The sequence below is a fragment of the Vibrio sp. Vb2960 genome (assembly GCF_033337665.1).
Lineage (GTDB): Bacteria > Pseudomonadota > Gammaproteobacteria > Enterobacterales > Vibrionaceae > Vibrio > Vibrio alginolyticus.
On the sequence record NZ_JAWORD010000022.1, the window covers coordinates 45,824 to 70,466 of the forward strand.

General features: G+C 45.1%; 21 protein-coding genes. 11 read left to right on the top strand and 10 right to left on the bottom strand.

Translation table 11 applies throughout. The features are described 5' to 3' along the window. Nucleotides 1-16 precede the first annotated feature (16 nt). Nucleotides 17-2,479: a trimethylamine-N-oxide reductase TorA gene (gene torA, locus R7O03_RS18035; protein ID WP_005378138.1), complete on the top strand. Its 2,463-nt coding sequence runs from the start codon at nucleotides 17-19 to the stop codon at nucleotides 2,477-2,479. 198 nt (nucleotides 2,480-2,677) lie between these two features. Further along, complete coding sequence (locus R7O03_RS18040; RefSeq protein WP_005387658.1) at nucleotides 2,678-4,417, top strand: glycoside hydrolase family 36 protein; 1,740 nt, start codon at nucleotides 2,678-2,680, stop codon at nucleotides 4,415-4,417. A 77-nt stretch (nucleotides 4,418-4,494) separates the two neighbouring features. On the opposite strand, the gene R7O03_RS18045 is transcribed toward R7O03_RS18040, so the two are convergent. Next, nucleotides 4,495-5,709 carry a putative manganese transporter gene (locus R7O03_RS18045; protein WP_005387656.1) on the bottom strand — a complete coding sequence of 405 codons (1,215 nt, stop codon included), beginning with the start codon at nucleotides 5,707-5,709 and terminating at the stop codon, nucleotides 4,495-4,497. 186 nt (nucleotides 5,710-5,895) lie between these two features. On the opposite strand from R7O03_RS18045, the gene R7O03_RS18050 reads away from it, so the two are divergent. Continuing rightward, on the top strand, nucleotides 5,896-6,801 hold the full coding sequence (locus R7O03_RS18050; protein ID WP_017634678.1) for a manganese-dependent inorganic pyrophosphatase: 906 nt from the start codon (nucleotides 5,896-5,898) through the stop codon (nucleotides 6,799-6,801). Nucleotides 6,802-6,869: 68 nt separating this feature from the next. Next, entirely contained in the window at nucleotides 6,870-7,259 is a 390-nt protein-coding gene (locus tag R7O03_RS18055) for a DUF2750 domain-containing protein (RefSeq protein WP_318131920.1), read from the top strand. Nucleotides 7,260-7,341: 82 nt separating this feature from the next. Here R7O03_RS18055 and R7O03_RS18060 read toward each other — a convergent pair whose 3' ends face one another. From R7O03_RS18060 to pspF, 6 genes are all read right to left on the bottom strand, one after another. After that, nucleotides 7,342-8,133, bottom strand: coding sequence for an ATP-binding cassette domain-containing protein (locus R7O03_RS18060; protein WP_005393308.1), 792 nt, complete (start codon nucleotides 8,131-8,133; stop codon nucleotides 7,342-7,344). Beyond that, nucleotides 8,130-9,125 carry an oligopeptide/dipeptide ABC transporter ATP-binding protein gene (locus R7O03_RS18065; RefSeq protein WP_005378126.1) on the bottom strand — a complete coding sequence of 332 codons (996 nt, stop codon included), beginning with the start codon at nucleotides 9,123-9,125 and terminating at the stop codon, nucleotides 8,130-8,132. The genes R7O03_RS18060 and R7O03_RS18065 overlap by 4 nt, the downstream gene beginning before the upstream one ends. Further along, a complete protein-coding gene (locus R7O03_RS18070) occupies nucleotides 9,125-10,012 on the bottom strand; it encodes an ABC transporter permease subunit (protein ID WP_005378123.1) in 888 nt (295 codons plus the stop codon). The genes R7O03_RS18065 and R7O03_RS18070 overlap by 1 nt, the downstream gene beginning before the upstream one ends. Next, a complete protein-coding gene (locus R7O03_RS18075; protein WP_005378122.1) occupies nucleotides 9,999-10,961 on the bottom strand; it encodes an ABC transporter permease in 963 nt (320 codons plus the stop codon). Before R7O03_RS18075 ends, R7O03_RS18070 begins: the two co-directional genes overlap by 14 nt. Further along, on the bottom strand, nucleotides 10,961-12,580 hold the full coding sequence (sapA, locus tag R7O03_RS18080) for an ABC transporter substrate-binding protein SapA (protein ID WP_262656904.1): 1,620 nt from the start codon (nucleotides 12,578-12,580) through the stop codon (nucleotides 10,961-10,963). Before sapA ends, R7O03_RS18075 begins: the two co-directional genes overlap by 1 nt. Nucleotides 12,581-12,785: 205 nt before the next feature. Next, nucleotides 12,786-13,793, bottom strand: coding sequence for a phage shock protein operon transcriptional activator (pspF, locus tag R7O03_RS18085; protein ID WP_017820869.1), 1,008 nt, complete (start codon nucleotides 13,791-13,793; stop codon nucleotides 12,786-12,788). A 232-nt stretch (nucleotides 13,794-14,025) separates the two neighbouring features. Between pspF and pspA the strand changes: the two genes are divergently transcribed. The 7 genes from pspA (at nucleotide 14,026) to R7O03_RS18120 (ending at nucleotide 21,365) form a co-directional block, all read left to right on the top strand. Beyond that, the gene (gene pspA / locus R7O03_RS18090; protein WP_005378119.1) at nucleotides 14,026-14,697 is read left to right on the top strand and encodes a phage shock protein PspA; all 672 of its coding nucleotides are present in this window, start codon (nucleotides 14,026-14,028) and stop codon (nucleotides 14,695-14,697) included. Nucleotides 14,698-14,711: 14 nt separating this feature from the next. Then, nucleotides 14,712-14,945 (top strand): envelope stress response membrane protein PspB, encoded by a 234-nt coding sequence (pspB, locus tag R7O03_RS18095; RefSeq protein WP_005378117.1) that lies wholly within the window; start codon nucleotides 14,712-14,714, stop codon nucleotides 14,943-14,945. Next, the gene (gene pspC, locus R7O03_RS18100) at nucleotides 14,938-15,327 is read left to right on the top strand and encodes an envelope stress response membrane protein PspC (RefSeq protein ID WP_025766867.1); all 390 of its coding nucleotides are present in this window, start codon (nucleotides 14,938-14,940) and stop codon (nucleotides 15,325-15,327) included. Before pspB ends, pspC begins: the two co-directional genes overlap by 8 nt. Nucleotides 15,328-15,488: 161 nt before the next feature. Next, nucleotides 15,489-16,520 (top strand): efflux RND transporter periplasmic adaptor subunit, encoded by a 1,032-nt coding sequence (locus R7O03_RS18105; protein ID WP_005378114.1) that lies wholly within the window; start codon nucleotides 15,489-15,491, stop codon nucleotides 16,518-16,520. Between the two features lies 1 nt (nucleotide 16,521). Then, complete coding sequence (locus tag R7O03_RS18110; RefSeq protein WP_258478757.1) at nucleotides 16,522-17,619, top strand: efflux RND transporter periplasmic adaptor subunit; 1,098 nt, start codon at nucleotides 16,522-16,524, stop codon at nucleotides 17,617-17,619. Continuing rightward, nucleotides 17,616-20,726 carry an efflux RND transporter permease subunit VmeI gene (vmeI, locus tag R7O03_RS18115; RefSeq protein ID WP_085569587.1) on the top strand — a complete coding sequence of 1,037 codons (3,111 nt, stop codon included), beginning with the start codon at nucleotides 17,616-17,618 and terminating at the stop codon, nucleotides 20,724-20,726. Before R7O03_RS18110 ends, vmeI begins: the two co-directional genes overlap by 4 nt. Before the next feature lie 72 nt (nucleotides 20,727-20,798). Beyond that, nucleotides 20,799-21,365 carry a DNA-3-methyladenine glycosylase I gene (locus R7O03_RS18120; protein WP_017634671.1) on the top strand — a complete coding sequence of 189 codons (567 nt, stop codon included), beginning with the start codon at nucleotides 20,799-20,801 and terminating at the stop codon, nucleotides 21,363-21,365. 24 nt (nucleotides 21,366-21,389) lie between these two features. Here the strand turns inward: R7O03_RS18120 and R7O03_RS18125 are convergent, their stop codons facing one another. The 3 genes from R7O03_RS18125 to R7O03_RS18135 form a co-directional block, all read right to left on the bottom strand. Further along, nucleotides 21,390-22,250 (bottom strand): lipase secretion chaperone, encoded by an 861-nt coding sequence (locus tag R7O03_RS18125; RefSeq protein ID WP_047100759.1) that lies wholly within the window; start codon nucleotides 22,248-22,250, stop codon nucleotides 21,390-21,392. Nucleotides 22,251-22,262: 12 nt separating this feature from the next. Further along, nucleotides 22,263-23,168, bottom strand: coding sequence for an esterase/lipase family protein (locus tag R7O03_RS18130; protein ID WP_411977480.1), 906 nt, complete (start codon nucleotides 23,166-23,168; stop codon nucleotides 22,263-22,265). 248 nt (nucleotides 23,169-23,416) lie between these two features. Next, nucleotides 23,417-24,622, bottom strand: a complete 1,206-nt coding sequence (locus tag R7O03_RS18135; RefSeq protein ID WP_042522027.1) for a cystathionine beta-lyase — start codon at nucleotides 24,620-24,622, stop codon at nucleotides 23,417-23,419. Nucleotides 24,623-24,643: the final 21 nt, after the last annotated feature.

Here is a 24,643-nt window from a genome sequence, read left to right on the forward strand (position 1 = left end):
ATTGGAGTAATTTTAAATGGCTATTACACGAAGAAGTTTTCTTAAAGGTGTAGCAACCACAAGTGCAGCGTCAGTAATTGGTCCTAGCTTATTGGCGTCCGCCTCTGCAAATGCCGTTGAGACGACAGGTACTTGGAAAGTAACCGGTTCTCACTGGGGCGCGTTCCGCGCCCACATCTACGCGGGTAAAGTTCAAGAGATCAAGCCGCTAGAGCTAGACAAAAACCCAACAGAAATGTTGAACGGCATTAAGGGTATTATCTACAGCCCTTCACGTGTTCGTTACCCAATGGTTCGTCTAGATTGGTTGAAGAAACATAAATACAGCGCAGATACTCGCGGTAACAACCGTTTCATCCGAGTAACTTGGGATGAAGCGCTAGACTTGTTCTACCGTGAGCTAGAACGTATTCAAAAAGACTACGGCCCATGGGCGCTGCATGCAGGTCAAACAGGTTGGAACCAAACGGGTTCATTTAACAACTGTACAGCGCACATGCAACGTGCAGTAGGTATGCACGGCAACTTCATCACTAAAGTAGGTGACTACTCGACGGGTGCAGGCCAAACCATTATGCCGTACGTGCTAGGTTCAACCGAAGTTTACGCACAAGGTACGTCTTGGTCTGAGATCCTAGAAAACTCTGACAACATCGTTCTTTGGGCTAACGACCCAGTGAAAAACCTTCAAGTAGGTTGGAACTGTGAAACGCATGAGTCGTTTAAGTACCTTGCACAACTAAAAGAAAAAGTGGCGAAAGGTGAGATCAACGTTCTATCTGTAGACCCAGTGAAGAACAAAACTCAGCGCTACTTAGAGAACGATCACTTGTACATCAACCCGCTGACAGACGTAGCGTTCATGCTCGCTGTGGCACACGTGTTGTACAACGAAAACCTGTACGATAAGAAGTTCATTGATACTTACTGTCTAGGCTTTGAAGAGTTCATTCAATACGTTCAAGGTAAGACAAAAGACAAAGTAGAGAAGACGCCTGAGTGGGCAGCAGCAATTTGTGGCGTGAAAGCGGACAAGATCCGTGAATTCGCACGCATGCTAGTCAGCGGTCGTACACAGATCCTGATGGGTTGGTGTATCCAGCGTCAAGAGCACGGTGAGCAGCCATACTGGGCAGCGGCTGTGGTTGCTGCAATGGTTGGTCAAATCGGTCTACCTGGCGGTGGTATCTCTTACGGTCACCACTACTCAAGTATCGGTGTGCCTTCTACTGGTTTCGCGGGTCCTGGTGGTTTCCCTCGTAACCTTGACCAAGGTATGAAACCTAAGTGGGACAACAACGACTTTAACGGTTACAGTCGTACTATCCCTGTTGCACGTTGGATCGACTGTCTGCTAGAACCTGGCAAAGAGATCAACTACAACGGCGGTAAAGTGAAACTGCCAGACTTCAAGATGATGGTTATCTCGGGTTGTAACCCATGGCACCACCATCAAGATCGTAACCGCATGAAGAAAGCGTTCCGCAAGCTTCAAACGGTTGTAACGATCGAGTTTGCTTGGACTGCGACATGTCGTTTCTCAGATATCGTTCTACCTGCGTGTACGCAATGGGAACGTAACGACATCGACGTATACGGTTCATACTCGAACAAAGGTCTGATTGCGATGCATCGCCTAGTTGATCCATTGTTCCAATCTAAGCCTGACTTCCAAATCATGAGTGAACTAACTCAGCGTTTTGGTCGCCGCGAAGAATACACTCGTGGTATGAGCGAGATGGAATGGATCGAAAGCCTTTACAACGATTGTAAAAAAGCGAACGAAGGTAAGTTCGAAATGCCAGAATTCAACGAGTTCTGGGAGAAGAGCGTACTAGACTTCGGTGAAGGTAAACCTTGGGTTCGTCATGCGGACTTCCGTAAAGACCCTGAGCTGAATCCACTAGGTACACCGTCTGGCTTCATCGAGATTACATCACGCAAGATCGGCCGTTACGGTTACGAACACTGTCAAGAGCACCCAATGTGGTTCGAAAAATCAGAGCGTTCACACGGTGGTCCTGGTTCAGATAAATATCCATTCTGGTTGCAGTCTTGCCACCCAGATAAGCGTCTTCACTCTCAAATGTGTGAGTCTGAAGAGTTCCGCGCGACTTACGCGGTACAAGGTCGTGAGCCGGTTTACATCAACCCAGCGGATGCCAAAGCAAAAGGCATCAAAGATGGTGATTTGGTACGTGTATTCAACGGTCGTGGTCAGCTATTAGCTGGTGCTGTTTTGACTGACAGCTACCCACGTGGCGTTATTCGTATCGAAGAAGGTGCATGGTACGGTCCTCTAAACGAGAAAGAAGGCGCAATCTGTACCTACGGAGATCCTAACACGCTAACGCAAGACATCGGTTCTTCTGAGCTTGCACAGGCGACTTCTGCGAACACATGTATCGTAGACTTCGAGAAGTTCACAGGTAAAGTGCCGCCAGTCACTTCATTTGGTGGTCCGATCGAAGTTGCTTAATTAGTGCAGTTTGCATAAATAGAAATACCAGCCTCAGGGCTGGTATTTTTTTATCAAAATTTCAGTGAGCGTTGTCTCAATAGTAACTTCATAACGTTAAACGAGACTGGTATTCGTGATGATGGTAACGAATTGGGTGAGACAAGCAGGAGATAATGCGCCAAGCTAAACAATAGTAATTAAGTGAGTAGACCCATTATGGCTCAGAGCATTCAATTAGCAAATCACACTGAGATCACTGTGAATAACAATGACTTCCAAGTTGAAGTCGAGGGTAATCAATTACATTTTTCTTTTGCTGGCCTTCACAATAAAACCTTTACTGACCGTGAAGTGTTATTCGAAATGCCGTTTTTGTACGAGCACGAGGCCAACGTAATTGGGGATGGTTTTCAAATGTTGGCGCAAACGGCGGGAACGATCAATCACCCCGTTGATATTGGTCGCTGCCCAGACAATAATCCTTCTTATCGAATCTACCCTAAAAATGCACCTAAGCGTTATTACAACTATTTAGTGGTGGAAGGTTCAGCGGGCTACACATTATTTGGCTTCACATCATGTCATCGCTTTGCAGGCTATTTTGATGTTGTGCTGCGTGATGGGCATTGGGTTTTATCAGCCGCAATTGATGGTGAGTTGACTCAAGTGGCGGATTGGGAAAGTAATCAACTTGAATCCGTGGCGGTACTCTGTGGTCAATCGCTGTCCGAGCTTTATCAAACCTATGGCGAGATGATTGCAAAGCATCATCCTGTTCGCCAAGGTGTGACACAAGATGCGCCTGTTGGTTGGTGTTCGTGGTACGCGTACTACGCAGACGTGACAGAGCAAAACATCATGCAGAACGTAGATTGTATGCAAGCTAAGCTCGAAGACCTAGAGTGGGTACTTCTGGATGATGGCTATCAAGCCTTTATGGGCGATTGGTTAACCCCATCAGATAAGTTTTCTGGTGGTGTGAAAGAGCTCATTCATGGTATCCGTGCAAAAGGTAAAAAGCCGGCGATTTGGATGGCGCCCTTTATTGCTCAACCTGAGTCGGAGATCTTCAAACAGCATCCAGATTGGTTTGTTCGCCACAAGGATGGTGGCTTACTTAAAGCAGAAGATGTCACATACGGTGGTTGGCGATGCACGCCTTGGTACATTCTCGATACTTCAAACCCTGAAGTGCAAGATCACCTAACTCATGTGGTCTCTGTTATGCGTCAAGAGTGGGGCGTTGAGCTATTCAAATTAGACGCAAACTACTGGGGCACGTTAAAAGGTAAACGAAGCCAATCGGGTGTCACCGGTGTAGAAGCCTACCGCATGGGTATGGAAGCGATCGCTAAAGGGGCAGGGGATGCATGGCTGTTAGGCTGTAACGCGCCAATGTGGCCATCTCTGGGACTTGTGGATGCAATGCGTGTTTCTGACGATGTAGAGCGTCATAGTCGTCGATTCGAGCAGATAGCCAGAGAAACCTTTTACCGTAGTTGGCAGCACCGAAAACTGTGGCAAATTGACCCGGATTGCGCGACATTCACTTCATTAGCTAATCAATCTGCATCCAGAGAAGAGTATGAATTTCATCGCACGGTGTTATTAGCGAGTGGTGGTTTGCTGCTGTCTGGCGACCCACTCCCTGAGATTACGCCGTTTGCTAAGACGACATTGTCTAAGCTCATGTTACGTCAACAACGTAACCAGCAATCTGCAAAGTTTACCGCTTTGAGTTTAAATCACGCGTTTTTAAAACTAACGACGAAGAATGACCTCCATTGTTTGTTTAATTATGCGAGTTACGGAGCGATGGAATTTACGCTGACGTCTGATCAACCGGTGGACTGGTATGATTACTGGACAGGCGAAAAGCTAAACCAAGAACCTTGCCAGTTGTTAATGGTGAGCGTTGATAAAGGGCTCAATGCGAAAGCGATCGTTACAGCATAACGTGAAGTAAATCGCCCAATACCGAGATCAAGAAAGGAGCCTATTGCGGCTCCTTTCTCGTTTTGATGCTCTGGGCGTTAGAACTCGAATAAAAAGTAATACCCGTATCCAACAATAAACGCAGGAATGGACGAATAAATTGTCGCGACCAAAGCAGCTTTCGGTGCCATAGCAATGGCGGGGAATAGGGCGTCACCATCATTGGAAATCGCATTTGCCAATTGCGCCGAAAGTGGCGCTGCACCAGAGATGTACAGGCTAGTGACTAAAATTTGCGGACCACAACCAGGTAGCATACCAATGGCTAAGCCAGCTAATGGCATCCATATCCCCCAATGAGAAAAGGTTTCTACGAGGTCGATTCCAGAAAAATAGGTCGTCAGTTCAAACGCCAGAAAAGCGACGATCACCCAAGCACTGACGAAGTTTGTGTCTTGAGCCGCTTTTTGAATTGGATGCGAGTCCACAATTTTTTCATCTTCAGAGACCGTTGACTGATAATCGCCGAGCTCTTTTGTCATAGCCCACAACGACATTGTGATCACCGCGAAGGTAGCGCCCAGCCATTCAATGGTGTTGGCTTTCAAAGATAGCAACTGATTAATATCTATTTGGAAAGACATTAACACAGCAACGACACTAGCAGGCACAATAAGCCATTTCCAAAATGCGCCTTGTAGATTGATTGCACGTTGTTCAAGGGGTGTGTGTCGGTCTGTCTGGTGTTGGCAACAAGCATGTGTCTGAGGTGCTTCTTTTGGTTCTGGTCGCAGAAAGTTATCAGCATGAAAAGCATTAACGACTAACCCTGAAAGAGTACCCACGATAATGCCTAATCCAACCACGCCTAATCCAACACTTGGCTTGGCGGCAAGAAGTAAAAAGGCAGCGTCACCCATTGTTGAAGTAAGTACCGCGACAATCGCACCAAATCCCACTCGGCCACTAATAAATTGCGTTGTCACAACAATAGCGCCACCACAGCCAGGCAAAGCACCCAACAAAGAAGCAAAGAAAACCTGATGATTACGCGAGCGATGATATAGCTCGGTAATTCGATTGGTTTTCGACATAAAGTTTGAAAGATAATGATAAATAGCCAATGTGGCAGCAACATAGCATGACACTGCCCAGAATGAGTCGGATAGCGTCTGTACGGCTACGTCACGTGTATTTTCATTGCCTAGCAAAATGAGCATGACGATAGGGATCAGCAATCGCTTATAAGCTAAACGAAACTGAGTAGGCTGAAACAACTGTTGTGCAGAGTGTAATAATTGGGTCGCGTTCATCGTTTACTCAAATGCAAATAGGAATAATTATCATTATATGCAAATGAGATTTATTCGCAATAGCATTGTGAACTTTTCTTCGTGTCAAACTCTTTGAAATCAGGTAAAGTATCGGCCTTTGTGAGCAAACACGCCCTAATTAACTGTATTAGGCGGCGTATAAAATTGACTTGAATAGGAAGAAACATGATTCTAGTTGTAGGTCATAAGAACCCAGACAGTGACAGTATTTGTAGTGCACTCGTTGCAACTGAACTTCTAAAAGCGCGTGGCGTTGAAGCTATGCCAATTCGCCAAGGCGAAATCAACCGTGAAACTCAGCACATCCTAGAAGTTGCTGGCGCTGAAGTTCCTGAGCTTCGCACATCAGTTGCGGGTGAGACCGTTTGGCTAGTAGATTACTCAGATCTAGCACAAGCACCAGACGATATCGCAGAAGCTGAAATTGCGGGTATTGTTGACCACCACCGTCTAGGTGACGTGATGACAGTAAACCCAATGGAAGCATGGATCTGGCCTGTTGGTTGTACCAACACTGTTCTATTCAACATGTTCAAGATTGAAGGCCACGCGATTACTCCACAAATTGCTAAGCTAATGATGTCAGCAATTCTATCTGACACAGTAGGTTTTGCTTCTCCAACTTGTACACAAAAAGACAAAGATGCCGTTGCTGAGCTAGCGGCAATCGCAGACGTACAAGATGTGGACGCGTTCACTAAAGATCTTCTAATTGCTAAAACAAACATCGAAGGTCTATCAGCGGCTGAGCTTGTTGAGAAAGACCTTAAAGGTTACCCATTCAACGGTCGTGACGTAGTGGTTGGTCAGGTTGAACTTGCAACTCTTGAGCAAGTTGACGGTATGATCGAAGCACTAGAAGCAGACCTAGAATCTCGTTGTGAGAAAGATAACCTAGCGTTCGCTGCTGTAATGCTAACAGACATCACGACTGCTCAAACTCGTCTTCTATACAAAGGTGAGTGGGCTGAGAAGCTTGTTAAGCACGAAAAAGACGGCATGCTAATGATGGAAAACACGCTAAGCCGTAAGAAGCAAGGTTGGCCTTGGCTTCAAACTGAACTAGCTTAATTTTCTAGCATATACTTTAAATGCCCGCTTAGCTGCGGGCATTTTTCTATGGGAAATAGGAGACGAATATGTCTGATCAACTGACCCAAGAGCAGATGGATACCATTAATCGCTACAACGAAGAGCAACGTTTAAAGTACTGCGTAAAAGAGATTGTGGCGAATCGTAAGGTTTGGATTCTGAAAGACGAACATGGCTGTGTCATGTTAAATACAGAAGATGATGATTGTGTACCAGTATGGCCAAACGAAGAGTTTGCTTTGCAATGGGCGAATGGTGATTGGGAAGATTGCGAGCCAGAAGCGATCTCTTTAAACAAGTGGCACAGCCGTTGGACCTCTGGTCTAGAGGATGACGAGCTATCGATTGTTGTATTCCCAAATCAAAATGAAGAAGGGGTCGTATTGTTTCCTGACGAGTTTGATTTTGAACTACGCAAACAAGCGAGCCGCCGTTAGTTTTTTGATTAGTCCCCATGCAATAAAGAAGCCTGCGTTAAAGCAGGCTTCTTTACATTTGCACGATTACATTTTTGATAAGCTATTTTGTTTGATGGCTTGGCGCTTTATAAAAGTGGCTTTCGACTAGTCTTTGAGTAATAGGATGCTCGGGATGAGTCAGTACTTGGTTGGTCTCGCCAAACTCGACCACTTCACCTTCATGCATCACCATCACTTTATCAGTAATATGCTTAACAATGCCAATGTGCTGAGACACGTACACAAATGACAATCCCATCTCTTCTTGCAACTCGAGGAATAAGTTAATGATCTGCGAGCGCATTGCCATATCCAAACCGTTTAACGCCTCATCAGCGACAATGATGGAAGGTTGAAGAATAAGTGCACGAGCCAAACACACGCGCTGTTTTTGACCGGCAGCTAGCATTTGTGGATAAAAATAGGCGTGCTCAGGCAGCAATCCTACGCGGAGCAGGGTGTTCTTTACACGCTGCATGCGTGCATCTGGCGGCATGTTGGTATTTCGCTTTAGCGGACCTTCTAAAATACGACCAATCTGGATTCGTGGGTTTAACGATGTGTTTGGATCTTGGAAAATCATGCGGATGAGCTTGCAGCGTGTCGCGTAATCTTTGTGCTCCAATCGTTCGCCATTCACACGGATCTCTCCGGAGCTTGGTTCAACAACGCCAGCAAGCATACGAGCTAGTGTGGATTTTCCTGACCCGTTTTGACCAATAAAACCAATAGTTTGTCCTGGCTCTAAAGTAAAGCTTACCGGTTTAACTGCCTCATTAACCTGACGTTTGAACAGACGGGAGCGCGTAACAAATTGCTTCGATAAATTATCGACTTCAAGTAACGCACTCATGACTTTTTCTCCGTGTTCAATGGAAAGTGACAGTTAAATTTATGATTCTTAATTCGTCTGGTGTGTGGAATTTCTACACATTGTTTCTGTGCATACGGGCAACGTGGTCCGAGGCGACAACCGATAGGCAGATGCTGCAATGGCGGAATCGAGCCCGGTAGGGATTGGAGTTTTTGCTTGTGTGGTACCCAATCATTAAAGTCTGGCATTGCTTTAAGCAAGGCATCTGTATACGGGTGCTTGGGTGCCGCAATGATTTTACTGGTATCGGCAGACTCTACCGACTGACCACAATACATTACCGTAATACGTCCTGCCCACTGTGTTATGGTCGCTAAGTCGTGGCCGATAAGCAGAATGGTTGTGTTATTAAGTTGGTTCATGCGGCTCAACAGACGCAAAATTTGCGATTGGGTAATCGGGTCTAAGTCGTTGGTTGGCTCATCTGCGATCAGCAACTTTGGTTTGGTCGCTATCGCCATGGCAATCATGACTTTTTGACACTCACCATCAGTCAGTTCATAAGGGTAGCTACCCATTAAACGCTTGTGATCTTTAATACCCACTTTATGCAAAAGCGCGATGGCCTGTTTTTTACGCCATTTAAATCGCTCCCACCATTTCCCTTCAAATGCGCGAGATGGAATGGATTCAATCAATTGACGCCCGACTTCCTCTGAAGGGTCAAGACAAGTTGAAGGTTCTTGGAAAATCATCGCAATATCACGAGCAATGACGCGCCGACGCTCTTTTGGTGTAAGCTGAAGCAAGTCAATATTGCCAAGGCGCATACGGTCTGCGGTGATGCGCCAGTTATCTTTACTTACCCCGACAATCGCTTTTGCAACTAAGCTTTTCCCTGAACCAGACTCACCTACAAGACCACGAATTTCGCCTTCGTTCAAAGTTAGGCTCATTCGGTCAACGGCTTTGACCAACCCTTGAGGTGTTTCGATCTCAATGGTCAAATGTCGAATATCTAACAACGGCATTATTCGATCCCCGCATTAAGCGCTTGACGTACACCTTCACCTACTAAGTTTAGGGTAATAACAGTAAACATGATGGTCAGGCCGGGTAGGGTCACTGTCCAAGGTGCAATATAAATAAGCTCGACAGAGTCACCTAATATTGCTCCCCACTCGGTGCTTGGGGCCTGTGCGCCTAGGCCAAGAAAACCCAGTGCCGTAATATCTAAAATCGCAGCAGAGAGCGCGAGTGTGATTTCAGCGGCAATGACCGTCAGAATGTTAGGAAGAATTGAACTCCACAGTAAGTAGAAATCATTAGCGCCATCAAGGCGTGCTGCCATTATGTAGTCTTTTTCAACTTCGGTGTGGACTGCGATATAAACGGAGCGAATAAAACGCGGAATCAAAGCCAAGCAGATTGCGAGTAAAATATTGAACCCACCAAAGCCGAGAAATGCCACAAAAATGATTGCTAATAAGAGCGACGGGATCGACATGACGGTATCGAGCAAGTGGTTGAGAGTACTCGACAGTAAGCCTTTCGTCATACCTGCCAATACGCCAATTAAACAGCCTACAACGGCAGCAATTGCGGTGATGGCGACAGCAGCGCCAAATGTTAGCTGAGAGCCCATAATCAGGCGCGAAAGAATATCTCTACCTAAGTCATCGGTCCCCAAAAAGTAATCAACCGTTCCTGCTGGGGCCCATGATGGCGGCACAAGCAACTCACCTGACTGTGCTTGGGCGTCAAATGGTGCAAGTAGGGGGGCAAAAATGGTAATAAGGACGATAAACACCAAGCACCACAAGCCAAACATGGCTAGTCCGTTGGCACGGTAGCTTCGCCAAAATCGCTCAAACTGAGTTGGAATGCGTTCTTCCTGATAAACGTTATTTGTTAGCATACCATTCCTTTCGAACTAAAGGGTTAATCATCGCGCCAATCAAATCCGAGAGAATGTTAGCGGTAAGAACCAAAGTCGCAAGTACCATCACGCCAGCTTGGATAGATGCATAGTCTTGGCTTGCTAGCGCATCTAAAAGCCAACGACCAATACCTGGCCAGTTAAAAATAGACTCCGTGATGATAGCTAAGGTAATCATACTCGAAAGTTGAACACCAACTTTGGGAATGATAGGCGGTATCGCATTCCGCAATACATGTTGAGTTACGATTTCGCGGTTAGAAAGACCTTTGATTCTCGCTGCACGGATGTAGTTTTGGCTCATCACTTCCGCTACCGAGGAACGCATTAGTCCGACAACCTGGGTGGTTGGAGCCAAAGCGAGCACCAAACATGGCAGCACCATATGTTCAATAACGCTTTGCAGTGCATGAGCGCGGTATTCGCCTTTCGCCATGAATGCGTCGATAATGGCAAACCCGGTTACATGATCAATTTCGTAAAGTAAATCATACCGTCCCGCAACGGGGAAGAGTTGGTACTCCAATGAAAAGACCATGATAAGTAACAGAGCTACCCAAAAGATTGGGGCGGAATAACCAGACATTGACATGAATGAAATGCTGGTATCGAGCCATTTACCTTGCTTCATCCCAGCCACGGTTCCAAGTGGAATACCGATCAAAAGGGACACCAAAAAGGCAAAGAAACACAATTCCAAAGTGGCAGGGAATACAACGGCGAGCTCGTCGTAAATCGCATTGCCGTTTTTACTTATGCCAAAATCGAGTTGAGAAAGGTTGATTAAGTAAGTTTGCCAACCAGACCAAAAATCAACGTTTGCCCAGTGCGAGAGAGGGTCAAGGCGAAGCAGAGAAAAACCCACTAATGTAAGGATCATCAAAGTGATGATAAATAGGTTAAAGCGTCGAACGGTATACCAAAACATCAGTGAATTCTCTCAACTCTATCAAACGGTTGGGCATTGAAAGGGCTTGATTTGAAGCCTGTCAGCGATTTGTCGTGCACACGGAACTGCACGCCATGCGCCAGAGGAATAACCGGGAACTCTTGATTCAAAATGTTCTGTGCTTGGCGATATAGGTTCAAACGGTAACGCGGTTCTTGAGTTTCTAACGCCAAATCGAGCAAGAAATCGAAGTCATCGTTACACCACATGGACACGTTAAGGCCAACGCGGTCAGACTCGCAAGATAATAAAGGGCGGAAAAAGTTGTCAGGATCCCCGGTATCACCAATCCAACCTGTTAAAAGTAAATCGATATCGTTGATGTTCTCCAAATCCACACGTTCAAACCTATCATCGGTAAGTAGCGTTAATTTAACCCCAATATCGGCAAAATTCGCTTGGATTAGCTCCGCGGTCTTGCGAGGGCTTGGGTTAAAAGCACGTGGTTCAAGTGGTACCCACATGGTCAATTCTAGGCCGTCTTCGTAGCCTGCATCTCGAAGTAGTGCCAATGCATAATTCCGGTCATAACGAATTTTTACACTGTCTTTTTGATAAGCCCATGAATTAGGTGGTAGCAAGGTATAAGCTTGGGAGCCAGTTCCGTAGTAAACCGAATCTAAAATATTTTGACGGTTGATCGCTAAGTTAAGAGCTTGGCGAACTCGAGCATCACTCAGCGCGGTGGTTTCTGTGTTTATCGCAATAAAGGAAACGTTGTTAGCTGGTGTAGCCGCCAGCTCAAGGTTGTCATTTTCTTGAATGACAGGTATTTGGCTCGAAATAGGTGAAGAGAGTACGTCACACTCGTTTCTTAAAAGTTTAGCTAATGTACCCGTGCCTCTGTGAGAGATATCGAACACCACTTGTTCCATTTTTGCTGGTGACTTCCAGTAATTAGAATGACGCTCTAATCGAATCAAATCGTTCACTTGGTACTCTTTTAATTGATAAGGGCCGGTACCGATAGGAAGTTGGTCGATTTCTTCTTTATGATCTTTTGCTGCCAATTGCTGTCCGTACTCCGCAGACAAGATAACCGCATGGCTGGTGGCAATATTGGCCAAGAAAGAAAAGTTTGGCTGAGATAACGTAAACCTTACCGTATGCTCATCTATTGCAACCACGTCTTGGAGTAGGTTTTGAAAATCTAACCCTGCAAACCATGGATAAAAACCACCACCTACTTGGTGAAAAGGATGGTCTACATCGATGATTCGCTTGAAGCTAAATACCACGTCTTTTGCATTCAATGGGCGAGTGGGTGCGAACCAAGGCGTGGTTTGGAATTGAACACCACGTTTAAGCTTAAACGTGTATTCCGTCCCTGATTCATTTACTGACCAACTCTCGGCGATGCTTGCCACGGGCTGATGTGATTTAGGATCGAGCGTGAGCAGCGTATCGTACAGCTGTGGGCTCAGAGCCTCTGCGGTAATACCGCTATCAATAAGCTGAGGGTTAAACGTGGTCGGCTTACCCTGTCCGCAAAACACAAAGCCAGCTTTGCGAATATCATTGTGGTCAATTTCATCGCCACAAGCGGTAAGTAGGCTAATCCCAATAAGGCTCAGCGATAATCTTATAAAAGCATTCATAATATGAAATGTTCATTGGATCTTGCTCGTTTCGTTTGATCTTACTCTTTCAAAGCTAACAAGCGAAAATGATCTCGCTAATTTATCACCTTTGTGAACTCGCTCCAAACATAAAATCCATACACTGTAAGGTGTTATGCCATAAATGCATGCGAATTAGAGCGCAGTCACGAGCTCGTGTATTGATTGAGTTCTCTCGGTCAAGTTAGCTTTGTCCGACCAAACCATATTTTCTAACCATCCCTCGTAATTGGTGATAGCTCAAGCCAAGTAGCTCGGCTGCTTGTCGTTGATTAAACTTGGCTTCTTCCAATGCACGATTGAGTAAATGGATATCTTGTTCCTCTTGCCATTGTTTATAGTCTAGAGGGAATTGGATGGTGTTGCTTGATGCTTCCTCTTCTTGTTGTTCTGCTTGTTTTGCACTATGGCCAAGCGCGCTGTGCCAAACCGTTTCAAAGGGATTGAAAACCAGTTCATCAATTGGGTGAGCATTCAGACCATGTTGGTAAATCGCACGTTCAATCACGTTTTTTAGTTCGCGGACGTTACCGGGCCATTCATATTCAATAAGCGACTGCTGCGCTTTTGGGGTAAAACCGACAAAGTATTCCAGTTGCAGTTCACGACACATTTTCATCGCGTAGTGCTCTGCTAAAGAGAGAATGTCTTCTTTGCGCTCGCGAAGAGGCGGCAACATAATGACATCGAAGGCTAGCCTGTCGAGCAGATCTGCACGAAAATCACCTTGCTCTGCCAATTTTGGTAGGTCGGCATTGGTTGCACAAACAAGTCGAACATCCGCATTGAGAGCGGTATGACCGCCAACTCGCTCATATTCACCATATTCAATGACACGTAATAGCTTTTCTTGAACTAAAAGTGGTGCGGTTGCCAGTTCGTCAAGAAACAAAGTACCGCCCTCGGCGCGCTCGAAACGCCCTTTATGCTTACCTTTAGAGCCCGTGAAGGAGCCGGATTCATGTCCAAACAATTCGGAATCTATTAGCCCTTCGCTTAATGTCGCACAGTTGAGTGATAGTAGTGGTTTATCCCAACGTCTTGATAAATAATGCAAACGCTGAGCGATGAGTTCTTTACCCGTACCTCGTTCACCAATGATGAGGACAGGGCGCTCAATGGGTGCAAGTTGTGATACTTTATCTAGTACAGCGAGAAAAGCAGGTGATTCACCAATCAGGTTTTGCTTCATAAAGTCCTTCTTATTTAACAGCCGAGCCATGATTCAGGGATAGAGTTGGTAAATTTCACCAACAGTTGGTGAAAAACATCATAGCACAATAGTGTGTAACGACAACAAAATGAATAACACTTTGATTTAAAAGAAAATTATAAGTTGGCACGTTACTTGTTATATATTCAGGGAGACACAAGGTTAATCACCACCTTGTCGAGTTTTAATAGGAAAAAAGAGGAGTTCCGTTATGGGTATTTTTTCTCGATTTGCAGATATCGTTAACTCAAACATCAGTGCATTACTGGACAAGGCGGAAGATCCTGAAAAAATGATCCGTCTTATCATTCAAGAAATGGAAGACACACTTGTTGAAGTGCGTACTAACTCGGCTAAAGCGATTGCAGACAAGAAAGAGTTGGCTCGTAAGGTTGAAACGTTAGAAGAGCAAATTGGCGAATGGGGTCAAAAAGCGAGCTTAGCATTAGTTAAAGAGCGCGAAGATCTAGCTCGTGCAGCGTTAATTGAAAAGCAAAAGCTAGAGCAAGTGATTAAAGGCCTCCACACAGAGCAAACCTTAGTGGAAGAAACGATCGATAAGCTTACTGGCGAGATTGGTAAGTTGGAAAGCAAAATTGCTGAAACGCGCGCCAAACAGCAAGCTCTAGCAATTCGTAACCAAACTGCATCTAACCGTCGTGATGTGCAAAAACACCTGCATACTAGCCGTACTAATGAAGCGATGGCGAAATTTGAGCAGTACTCACGTAAAGTGGATGAAATGGAAGCGGAAGCAGACCTGTATGCTCAAACTGGTAATGCTAAATCGCTAGAACAAGAGTTTGCAGAGTTGCAGGCACAAGACGAAATTGAAAAAGAGTTGGCAAAACTGAAAGAACAGATGTCATCGAAAGATAAATAAGAAAGGAGCCATTTATGTCGGCATTTTTTATAGCAGGACCAGTGATTGTCTTTTTAATCTTTGTCGCTCCACTATGGCTCTTCTTACACTATCGCAGCAAACGCAAAACAGATAGTGCACTGTCGAGCCAAGATTTAGAGCGCCTTCAGGTACTATCTGAAAAAGCGGAAGCGATGCAGTCCCGAGTTGATACATTGGAGCGCATCTTGGATGCTGAGTCACCAACATGGAGACGAAAGTATGAATAATCGAGAACTGTATCGTGATCCAGTAAATGGCAAAATCTCCGGTGTTTGCGCCGGAATTGCCAACTACTTTGGTGCAGAAGTTTGGTTGATTCGTATTGTAGTGATTTCTGCAGCGCTGTTAGGTGGTACGTTTTTGGTATTGTTAGCGTACATCGCGATGGCGTTTATGTTAGAAAAGCAACCAGTAACGTATTCTGAAAATATCAGAGCTCAGCAAGAGCATACGCTCAAAAGTAAGCCTTGGCAGAAAGGGCAAAGCCCTGATCAACTGCTCAGTGTGTTGGAAAGGGATTTTGACCGTCTTGATGGCAAAATTCGTAACATGGAAGCTTATGTTACGTCTGATACATATAGGGTGAACAGAGAATTCAGTAAGCTCTAGGCATTTTGTATCCAAAGAAGATTTAACTGAAGCAGGCATAAAGCCTGCTTTTTTATCACAAATTACTAATTTTAAAGCACTATTAATCTTTTCTGCTCTGGAAGTTCGTTCAAAATTCATCTACTTTAAAAATAATCCCCCAATTTTTATGGATGAATGTAATGAGAAAATTGCTCATTCCTATTGCCATCTCGGCTGTCTTGTCGGGGTGCGGTAAAGAACTTCCTCCTGTTCCTGAACCTGAATCGCGCCCTGCGAAGCTATTTACAGTATCTGTTGGCAATGCCCAGTTTGAGCGACATTTTCCTGCCACGACGGAAGCTGGCGATAGAGCAGTACTGACATTTCGAGTTCCTGGGCTTCTTCAAACGATAGAAGTGAATGAAGGTCAAGTCGTCAGTAAAGGTGATGTTTTGGCGTCATTAAACCCAGATGAATATTCTCTGCTCGAACAGCAAGCTCGGGCAAATTTTTTGCTCGCAGATGTGCAATACAAGCGATACCAAAAGCTACGTAAAGACCAAGTAGTATCTGAGCAAGATTTTGATGAGGCAAAAGCGAATCACAACTCAGCAAAAGCTCAATGGAATCAAGCAAAGGCAAACTTAAGATATACCAAACTTGTCGCGCCATATGATGGCACTATTTCGTACATTCCAGCAGAAAACCATGAATATGTTGCCGCGAAAGAAGGGGTGATGAATATTCAGTCCAACCAACTCCTCAAAGTGATATTCCAAATCCCAGACTATCTTCTAAATCGTTACACGCAGGGGAGCGATGTCTCTGCCAGAATGATATTTGATGCGTTCCCCGAGCGAGCCTTTGATTTAACCTTTCAGGAAATCGATACAGAAGCCGATCCTAAAACGGGCAGTTACAAAGTCACGATGGTCATGGAGCGACCAGCAGAAATTGGCCTTTTGCCGGGAATGTCTGGCAATGCTTACCTCCTGTCCAAAAGTGCAGGAGCGACAAAGATTCCTAACTCCGCGTTGCTAGAAGAAAACGGCAAAACATACGTTTGGCGTGTCGATGAGCAAGGCATTGTATCCAAAGCCGCAATTGAGATGAATGACAAAAATCAAGTGTTAGCCGGGCTTAACGATGGCGACCAAATCATTATCTCGGGTGTCAGTGTAATTGAACCCGGAATTAAGGTAAGAGCGTGGATTAAGGAAAGAGGGTTGTAATATGAAAGGAGTCATCTCTCTAGCGACTTTACTTTCAACGCTTTTTCTCGTTGGCTGTGGGGATAAGGCGCCAGAAAAAGAGCTCGAAACGCCACGAGTTAGAGTTACGTCATTAGCGGGAAACAAGGTGGATGACAACTTGTACTTCCCTGCGGTTGCGAATGCAGCGGATCGCTCTCATTTGAGCTTCAGAGTGGCAGGAGAAGTCAGCAGCATCATGGTAAAAGAGGGCGACAAAGTCACGAAGGGTGATGTTATTGCAACGCTAGATCCCACGGACTATGAGTTGGATGTAGATAATGCGAGTGCGCGTTTTTCTGTTGTCGACAGTCAGTATCGCCGCTCACGCCCTTTGGTTGATAAAGGCCTATTAGCTAAGTCTCAGTTTGATGAAATTGCAGCACAACGACAAATCGCCTTAGCTGAGCTTCAGTTAGCCAAACTTCGTCTATCATTTACTGCCTTAAAAGCGCCCGTGGATGGGATTATTTCGCGAGTTAATATCGACCAATTCGAAAATGTTCAAGTCGGACAGCATATCGTTAATATTCACAGCTTGGAGCGAGTCGAAGTGTTGATTCAGCTTCCTGACCGCCTCTATGTGAACCAACCGCCAACGGAAGAAAGGCTTACCGCGATCAAAGCATTAGTGCGCGTGCCCAGTGGTAACGAATATAACGCGACGGTAAAAGAATTTACAACCGAACCCGACCCAACAACAGGTACGTTTACTGTCACACTGTCGCTTCCTATGCCGGAAGAAGAGTACATCCTAGATGGTATGGCTGTTGAGGTAACTTCTAAAGACGAGAATGTTGGGCTTGATCTCAACCTAGGAATTAATGTTCCTATCGAAGCCATTTTTAATGCGGATGGTGACGAGCTGGGGCGCGAAAACAAATTTGTTTGGGTACTGAATGACGACAATACGGTATCGCGCAAACAGGTGCGAGCAGGTAAGGCATCTAAAACGTCCATTCAAATCCTTGATGGTCTCATGCTCAAAGACAAAGTCGTGATTGCCGGTGTTTCTCGATTAAGGGATGGCATGAAAGTGGAAGTGATACAGGAAATGGCTACGCAGGAGGTCGGTCTATGAGCGATCTTAATAAATCAGTGCCTCAAAGTGATGATGATGTGACCGGTATTGCTGCGTACTTCATCCGAAATCGCGTCATCAGTTGGATGGTCGCACTGATATTTTTGATTGGTGGTATCGCCGCATTCTTTGGTTTAGGGCGTCTTGAGGACCCTGCTTTTACTATTAAAGATGCGATGGTAGTGACCTCTTACCCTGGTGCGACACCGCAACAAGTCGAAGAAGAAGTGACGTACCCAATCGAAAAAGCGATTCAGCAGCTTACTTATGTTGATGAAGTAAATTCGATTTCTAGCCGGGGATTATCTCAAATCACGGTCACGATGAAGAACAATTATGGCCCTGATGATCTACCACAAATTTGGGATGAGTTGCGCCGTAAAGTGAACGACCTTAAAGGGACGTTGCCTCCAGGTGTGAATGAACCTCAAGTGATCGATGATTTTGGTGATGTTTACGGGATTTTGTTAGCGGTGACTGGCGACGGTTATAGCTATAAAGAGCTACTGGATTACGTCGATTACTTACGCCGAGAGCTCGAACTGGTTGATGGCGTGAGTAAAGTTTCGGTATCTGGGCAACAGCAAGAGCAAGTGTTCATCGAAGTATCGATGAAAAAATTGAGCAGTATAGGTCTTGCTCCGGATACCGTGTTTAATCTTCTTTCGACGCAAAACGTAGTTTCTGACGCAGGAGCGATCAGAATTGGTGACGAGTACATCAGAATTCAGCCGACTGGCGAGTTCCAGAGTGTGGATGAGCTAGGCGATTTGTTGATTACTGAGTCGGGTGCTCAGGGGCTCATCTTCTTGAAAGATGTGGCGGAAATAAAACGTGGTTACGTAGAAGTCCCGAATAATATTATTAATTTTAACGGCAGCCTCGCACTAAACGTGGGTGTTTCTTTTGCTGAAGGCGTCAACGTCGTTGAAGTCGGAAAAGCGTTTGATCATCGCCTTGCAGAGCTAAAGTACCAACAACCTGTCGGTATCGAAATTTCGGAAATCTATAGTCAGCCGAAAGAAGTGGATAAATCGGTTAGCGGTTTTGTTGTGAGCTTGGCTCAAGCTGTCGGTATCGTCATTATCGTACTTCTGTTCTTTATGGGGCTACGTTCTGGGCTACTTATCGGTTTAATCTTGCTGCTGACGGTGTTGGGTACGTTCATTTTCATGAAGTATCTCGCGATAGATTTACAGCGGATTTCATTAGGTGCCTTGGTTATCGCGTTAGGTATGCTGGTGGACAATGCCATCGTTGTGGTTGAGGGGATTTTGATTGGTACTCAAAAAGGGCGAACTCGACTCCAAGCAGCGACCGACATTGTTACCCAAACAAAGTGGCCATTACTTGGGGCAACTGTGATTGCGGTAACTGCATTTGCGCCAATTGGACTGTCTGAAGACTCGACGGGCGAATACTGTGGCACTTTATTTACGGTTCTGCTGATCTCTTTAATGTTGAGCTGGTTTACCGCTATCTCGTTGACACCATTCTTTGCTGACATCTTCTTTAAAGGCCAGAAGATTAAACAAGGTGAAGGGGAAGAAAATGATCCATATAACGGGGTTATTTTCGTTATTTATAAAAAGTTTCTTCAGTTTTGTATGCGTCGTGCTTGGTTTACCGTTGTGGTGCTGATTGCGGGATTAGCGGCAAGTGTTTACGGGTTCACCTTTGTGAAGCAAGCGTTTTTCCCATCTTCGACAACGCCGATTTTTCAGTTAGATGTATGGATGCCAGAAGGAACTGATATTCGAGCAACCAACACAACGCTTAAAGAGTTAGAAAGTTGGTTAGCTAAGCAAGAGCATGTTGACCATATCACGACGACCGCGGGTAAAGGCTTACAGCGCTTCATGTTAACGTACGCGCCAGAGAAAAGTTATGCGGCTTATGGTGAGATAACCACTCGTATGGAAAATTACGAAGCGTTGAAACCATTAATGGCGAAGTTTCGAGAGTATTTAAAAGCCAACTATCCAGAAATCAATTACAAGCTCAAACAGATTGAGTTAGGCCCTGGTGGTGGTGCAAAAATTGAAGCGCGTATTATTGGCTCAGATCCAACCGTCCTTCGTACGATAGCCGCTCAGGTCAAGGACATCATGTACGCCGACCCTCAGGCAACAAATATCAGGCATGATTGGCGTGAACGAACCCAAGTTCTTGAACCTCAGTTTAACGAGAGTCAGGCACGTCGCTATGGCATTACCAAATCGGACGTCGATGATTTCTTGTCCATGTCATTCTCTGGAATGACGATAGGCTTATACCGAGACGGCACGACGCTCATGCCTATCGTGGCTCGTTTACCAGAAGATGAGCGCATTGATATTCGTAACATCGAAGGCATGAAAATATGGAGTCCAGCACAGAGTGAGTTTATTCCACTTCAACAAGTCACAATGGGTTACGACATGCGTTGGGAGGATCCTATCATCGTACGTAAGAACCGTAAGCGTATGCTCACTGTGATGGCAGACCCTGATATTCTAGGTGAAGAAACCGCATCGACGTTGCAAAAACGTTTACAGCCCCAAATCGAAGCGATTCAAATGCCTCCTGGCTATTCACTAGAGTGGGGTGGTGAATACGAATCTTCAGGTGATGCTCAAGAGTCACTGTTTACTACTATGCCAATGGGGTACTTGTTCATGTTCTTGATCACTGTATTCCTATTTAACTCTATCAAAGAGCCACTCATTGTTTGGCTTACCGTGCCACTGGCGTTAATTGGTGTCACTACCGGTTTGTTGGCACTCAACACGCCGTTTGGTTTTATGGCATTGCTCGGCTTCTTAAGTTTATCGGGAATGGTGCTCAAAAATGGCATCGTATTACTGGACCAAATTGAAATTGAAATGAAGTCCGGTAAAGAGGCTTATGACGCGGTCGTTGATGCTGCGGTAAGTCGCGTCCGTCCCGTTTGTATGGCTGCTATCACGACGATCCTTGGTATGATCCCACTGTTGCCAGATATTTTCTTCAAACCAATGGCGGTTACGATTATGTTTGGTTTGGGTTTTGCGACAGTCCTGACACTGATTGTCGTGCCAGTGTTGTATCGTTTGTTCCATAAAGTGGCAGTACCGAAACAGGCTTAGTGCTACTGATATAACGATGAAAAATATCGCGCCTCTAGCTCATCAGTTAGAGGCGCTTTTTAAGGAAGAATAATGACAGAACAAAAAACGTGTGCGTGGGCGATGAATCACCCATTAGAGCGCGAATATCATGATTCCGAATGGGGCGTGCCAGTATATGACGACCAAGTCCTGTTTGAATTTATTACTTTGGAAGGTGCGCAAGCTGGTCTTAGTTGGATCACCATCCTTAAAAAGCGCGAAGGTTACAGAGAAGCGTTCGAGAATTACGATCTAGATGCGTTGGAACAAAGAAATGAAGAACGCGCTGAATACATCGTGGAAAACTTCGATGTTGTAAGGCATCGCGGAAAGATTAACTCGGTTTTCAGTAATGCCAAAGCGGCCAAAGCGTTAATTGCTGAATACGGAAGTTTATCAGACGCGTTGTGGCAGTTCGTGGACGGCGAACCAATCATTAATCAATGGCAACATATGAGTGACGTGCCAGTTTCGACAGAGCAATCCAAAGCCATGAGTAAATTCCTAAAAAAGAAAGGCTTCAAGTTTGTCGGTGAAACCATCTGTTATGCTTTCATGCAAGCCGTCGGCATGGTGGATGACCATATCGTTGGATGTCCTAAAAAGCAGAATAAGTAACGTTTGGCTATTAAGCTAATGTTGTTAGTTCTGGCTATCATGAATACGTTCCAAAGCTTCGATTCGACGCCATTGAGTGGCATCGAAGCTTTGTTTTCTTAAAGCAATGATTTCTGCCTGTTTTTCGTCTTGCCCTAGAAAATCTCTATTCAGAATATTTTGACGCTGCTTTAAGTAAGTGGCGAGTTGAGTCTCAAATGATTCTCTTTGCTCATCAAGTTTTTGCAGCCTCTGCGCTCCGGCATCTCCTACCAGAGCAACACGGGCGATGTACTTGTCTTGTGAATCAAGCTGAGAAGCTTGCTCGAGCTGCTTTGCTAATGCGTTATTGCGTTCACTTTCTCGTATGTAATCCGGTTGTTCTGATAACGCTTGATTGAGAAGGTGTTCTTGACTCTCGATATCCGATGCCTGTGTTTTAATCGTCAGCTTTTCTAAAGCAAGTTGGCGAAGTCGGTTTTCTTCGTCAAACAATTGGGTTATCTGCGCCTCGCTAAAGTATTGAAGCTGTAAGTTCAGTATTGCTTCATTCAGCATGGTTAACTGTTCAAGCGTTAGGTGATTGTGCTCAAAAGGCTCTAATGCAGAGAGTGCTTGCTTGTAGGAAAGGTAGGTTTGAAAAAGTTTGGCATCAATATTCAGAGTTTGCTTTGCTAAAGTGTCATCATTGACTTCCGCTTTGATCGTATCGAGATCTTCTTCGCCCAGCCGGCTAAGAGAATATTCGAAGAAATCTTTTGGGGAAGAGACATCGGCGGCTATATCTTGCTGAGATGGCGAATGGTTAGAGGTTATCTCTTGTTGTTTGTCGCTTTGCAACAGAGAAAGCGCTCCCACGCCAAATATCGAGAGCAGGATAAAAGTGGTGAGAGCGACTTTCTTCATTGTGATGACCTCTTATAAACCTTGAAGTTTGAGACGATTTGCATGTTGGCGATAAAGCGTGACTGGATCGGTTTCAAAAAGATGATGAATACCGAGTAGACCGTTAATTTCATCCAAATGGTTCATTTGATAATCATCACGTATGACTTTGCCTAAATGTGTGCTGCACGCACCAACTAAGCCATCATTCGGCCCATCAAAGGCTAAGCCAAGTACCATCATGGCAGCGTCAGTCGGATCGAAAACGTTTGTAAAAGTGGATGATCCGGTCCATGAGTAGTAATAAACGCCATTTGAAGCTAGCAAGTCGCCATTACCACATTCACTGGTAGGGACTCCCTCTGGGTAGTGCTGGTTAAACGCCGATGATCCTTCCGTGGTCAAGGCTGCTAATGAGGCTAAAGGGTCTTGGTCGAGATCAGAACCACCTGATAGAAGATTAATAAGAGTGGTTAAACCTTGCGCCAGTTTTACCGCGAGCTGCTCACTCCCCGAACCCTCAGATACGGTGCCACGAACTAAATCGGCTACTTTAGACCCTTTATTAACGCCTCCTATACTCGTAACTGATGCGACTAGGTCAGGACGGACAGAGGCAACATAGCGCGTTGTTGGACCACCATGACTGTGACCAATGAGATTGACTTTCTCTGCGCCTGTAGCTGCAAGTAAGGTTTCGACTTGAGCAAGCAGTTGCTCCCCTCGAACTTCGCTGCTATTGGTCGCGGATACCTGTGCAACATAAACTTTAGCACCATCTTTTGTTAAGGAATGTGGTATTCCGAAAAAGTAATCAACGCCTGCCAGGGTATCAAAACCAAACAAACCGTGAACCAAGACAATCGGATACTTGGTTTGGGTATAACCTGTCGCAGCGTATACGGAGGTTATTGGAACGGTAACTAAGGTAAAAAGCATTAGCGCTATAAATTTGAGTTTCAAAACTATCTCCTTGTGGTATGACCTCTTATGAATGATAAAAAGTAGGAGAGAAACTCTAAATTTGAAAAGCCTATTTATGGCACATTATTTCATTCTGTGACTGCTCAATTGAAAAACAACACAAATGATTAACATTAATTAATGGTTCGGGCGAATGTTAGTTAATTCTAATTAAGTCAGAGGGTTATAAAAACGCCCCGCAATGCAGGGCGATTCAATCATTGTTATAGGGAGGCTTCTTTTTCAAGCATTAAGGCATTATAACGCGCAAAACCAGCCTCTAAATCAGCGATCAAGTCATTTACGTCTTCTAAGCCAATATGAATACGAACCAAAGTACCTTCAAAGTGTGGGTGAGCTACGGTTCTCAGGCTGTTAAAGCTCTTAGGTTCGTTAGCTAGAATGAGGCTTTCATAACCGCCCCAAGAGTAACCCATACTGAAGTGTTTCATACCATCAAGCAGAGCCGTCGTCGCTTTTGGATAAGACGTTTTGAGAACAAATGAAAACAAGCCGTTTCCACCTGTGAAGTCTCGTTTGAAAAACTCATGGCCAGGGCTTGTTTCTAAAGCTGGATGGCGGACATGATCAACTTCTGGGCGAGAAGCGAGCCACTGAGCGACTTTTAAACTGCTTTCTGCGTGCTGTCTTAGGCGAACATCCAACGTGCGAATACCTCGAAGACCTAGGTATGCGTCGTCAGGAGAAACGCACTGACCCATCAGGTAGCTTTGTTCACGAAGCTGATCCCAATACTTTTCAGAAGCCACAGCAGTACCTAGCATGACATCTGAATGTCCAACAATATACTTAGTTGCCGCTTGAATGGAAATGTCTACGCCATGCTCGAAAGGAGAGAAGTTCACGCCTGCTCCCCATGTGTTGTCTAGCATCACGATGATATCTTGCTCGTGGGCAATGCGCGCTAATGTAGGCACATCTTGGACTTCCATGGTTATTGAACCAGGAGACTCCAAGAAAAGGACTTTGGTATTCGGCTGAATCAAGTCTCGGATACCTTCACCGATCATTGGGTCATAATAGGTGGTTTCGATGCCCATTTTCTTCATGATGGTGTTACAAAAGTCACGAGTTGGTTCGTAACAAGTGTCCACCATTAGAATGTGATCGCCAGTTTCAACGAAAGAGAGGATGGCGTTTGAAATTGCTGCCGTTCCACAAGGGTAAAGCGCGCAACCAGCTCCACCTTCAATCTCAACCATTGCGTCTTGGAAAGCAAAGTGCGTGTTGGTGCCTCGGCGACCATAAAACAATGTTTTGTTTGCACGATTAATGGTGGCTTGGTTCTTTTCTGCAACGGTATTGAATACCACGGTTGAAGCGCGTTGAACGGGTGGGTTTACAACACCATTTGTCCACTTTTTATCGCGGCCAGCGGTAATGAGTTTGGTTTTTTTTCCCTCTGACATAAAAGTTCCCTGTCTTAAATA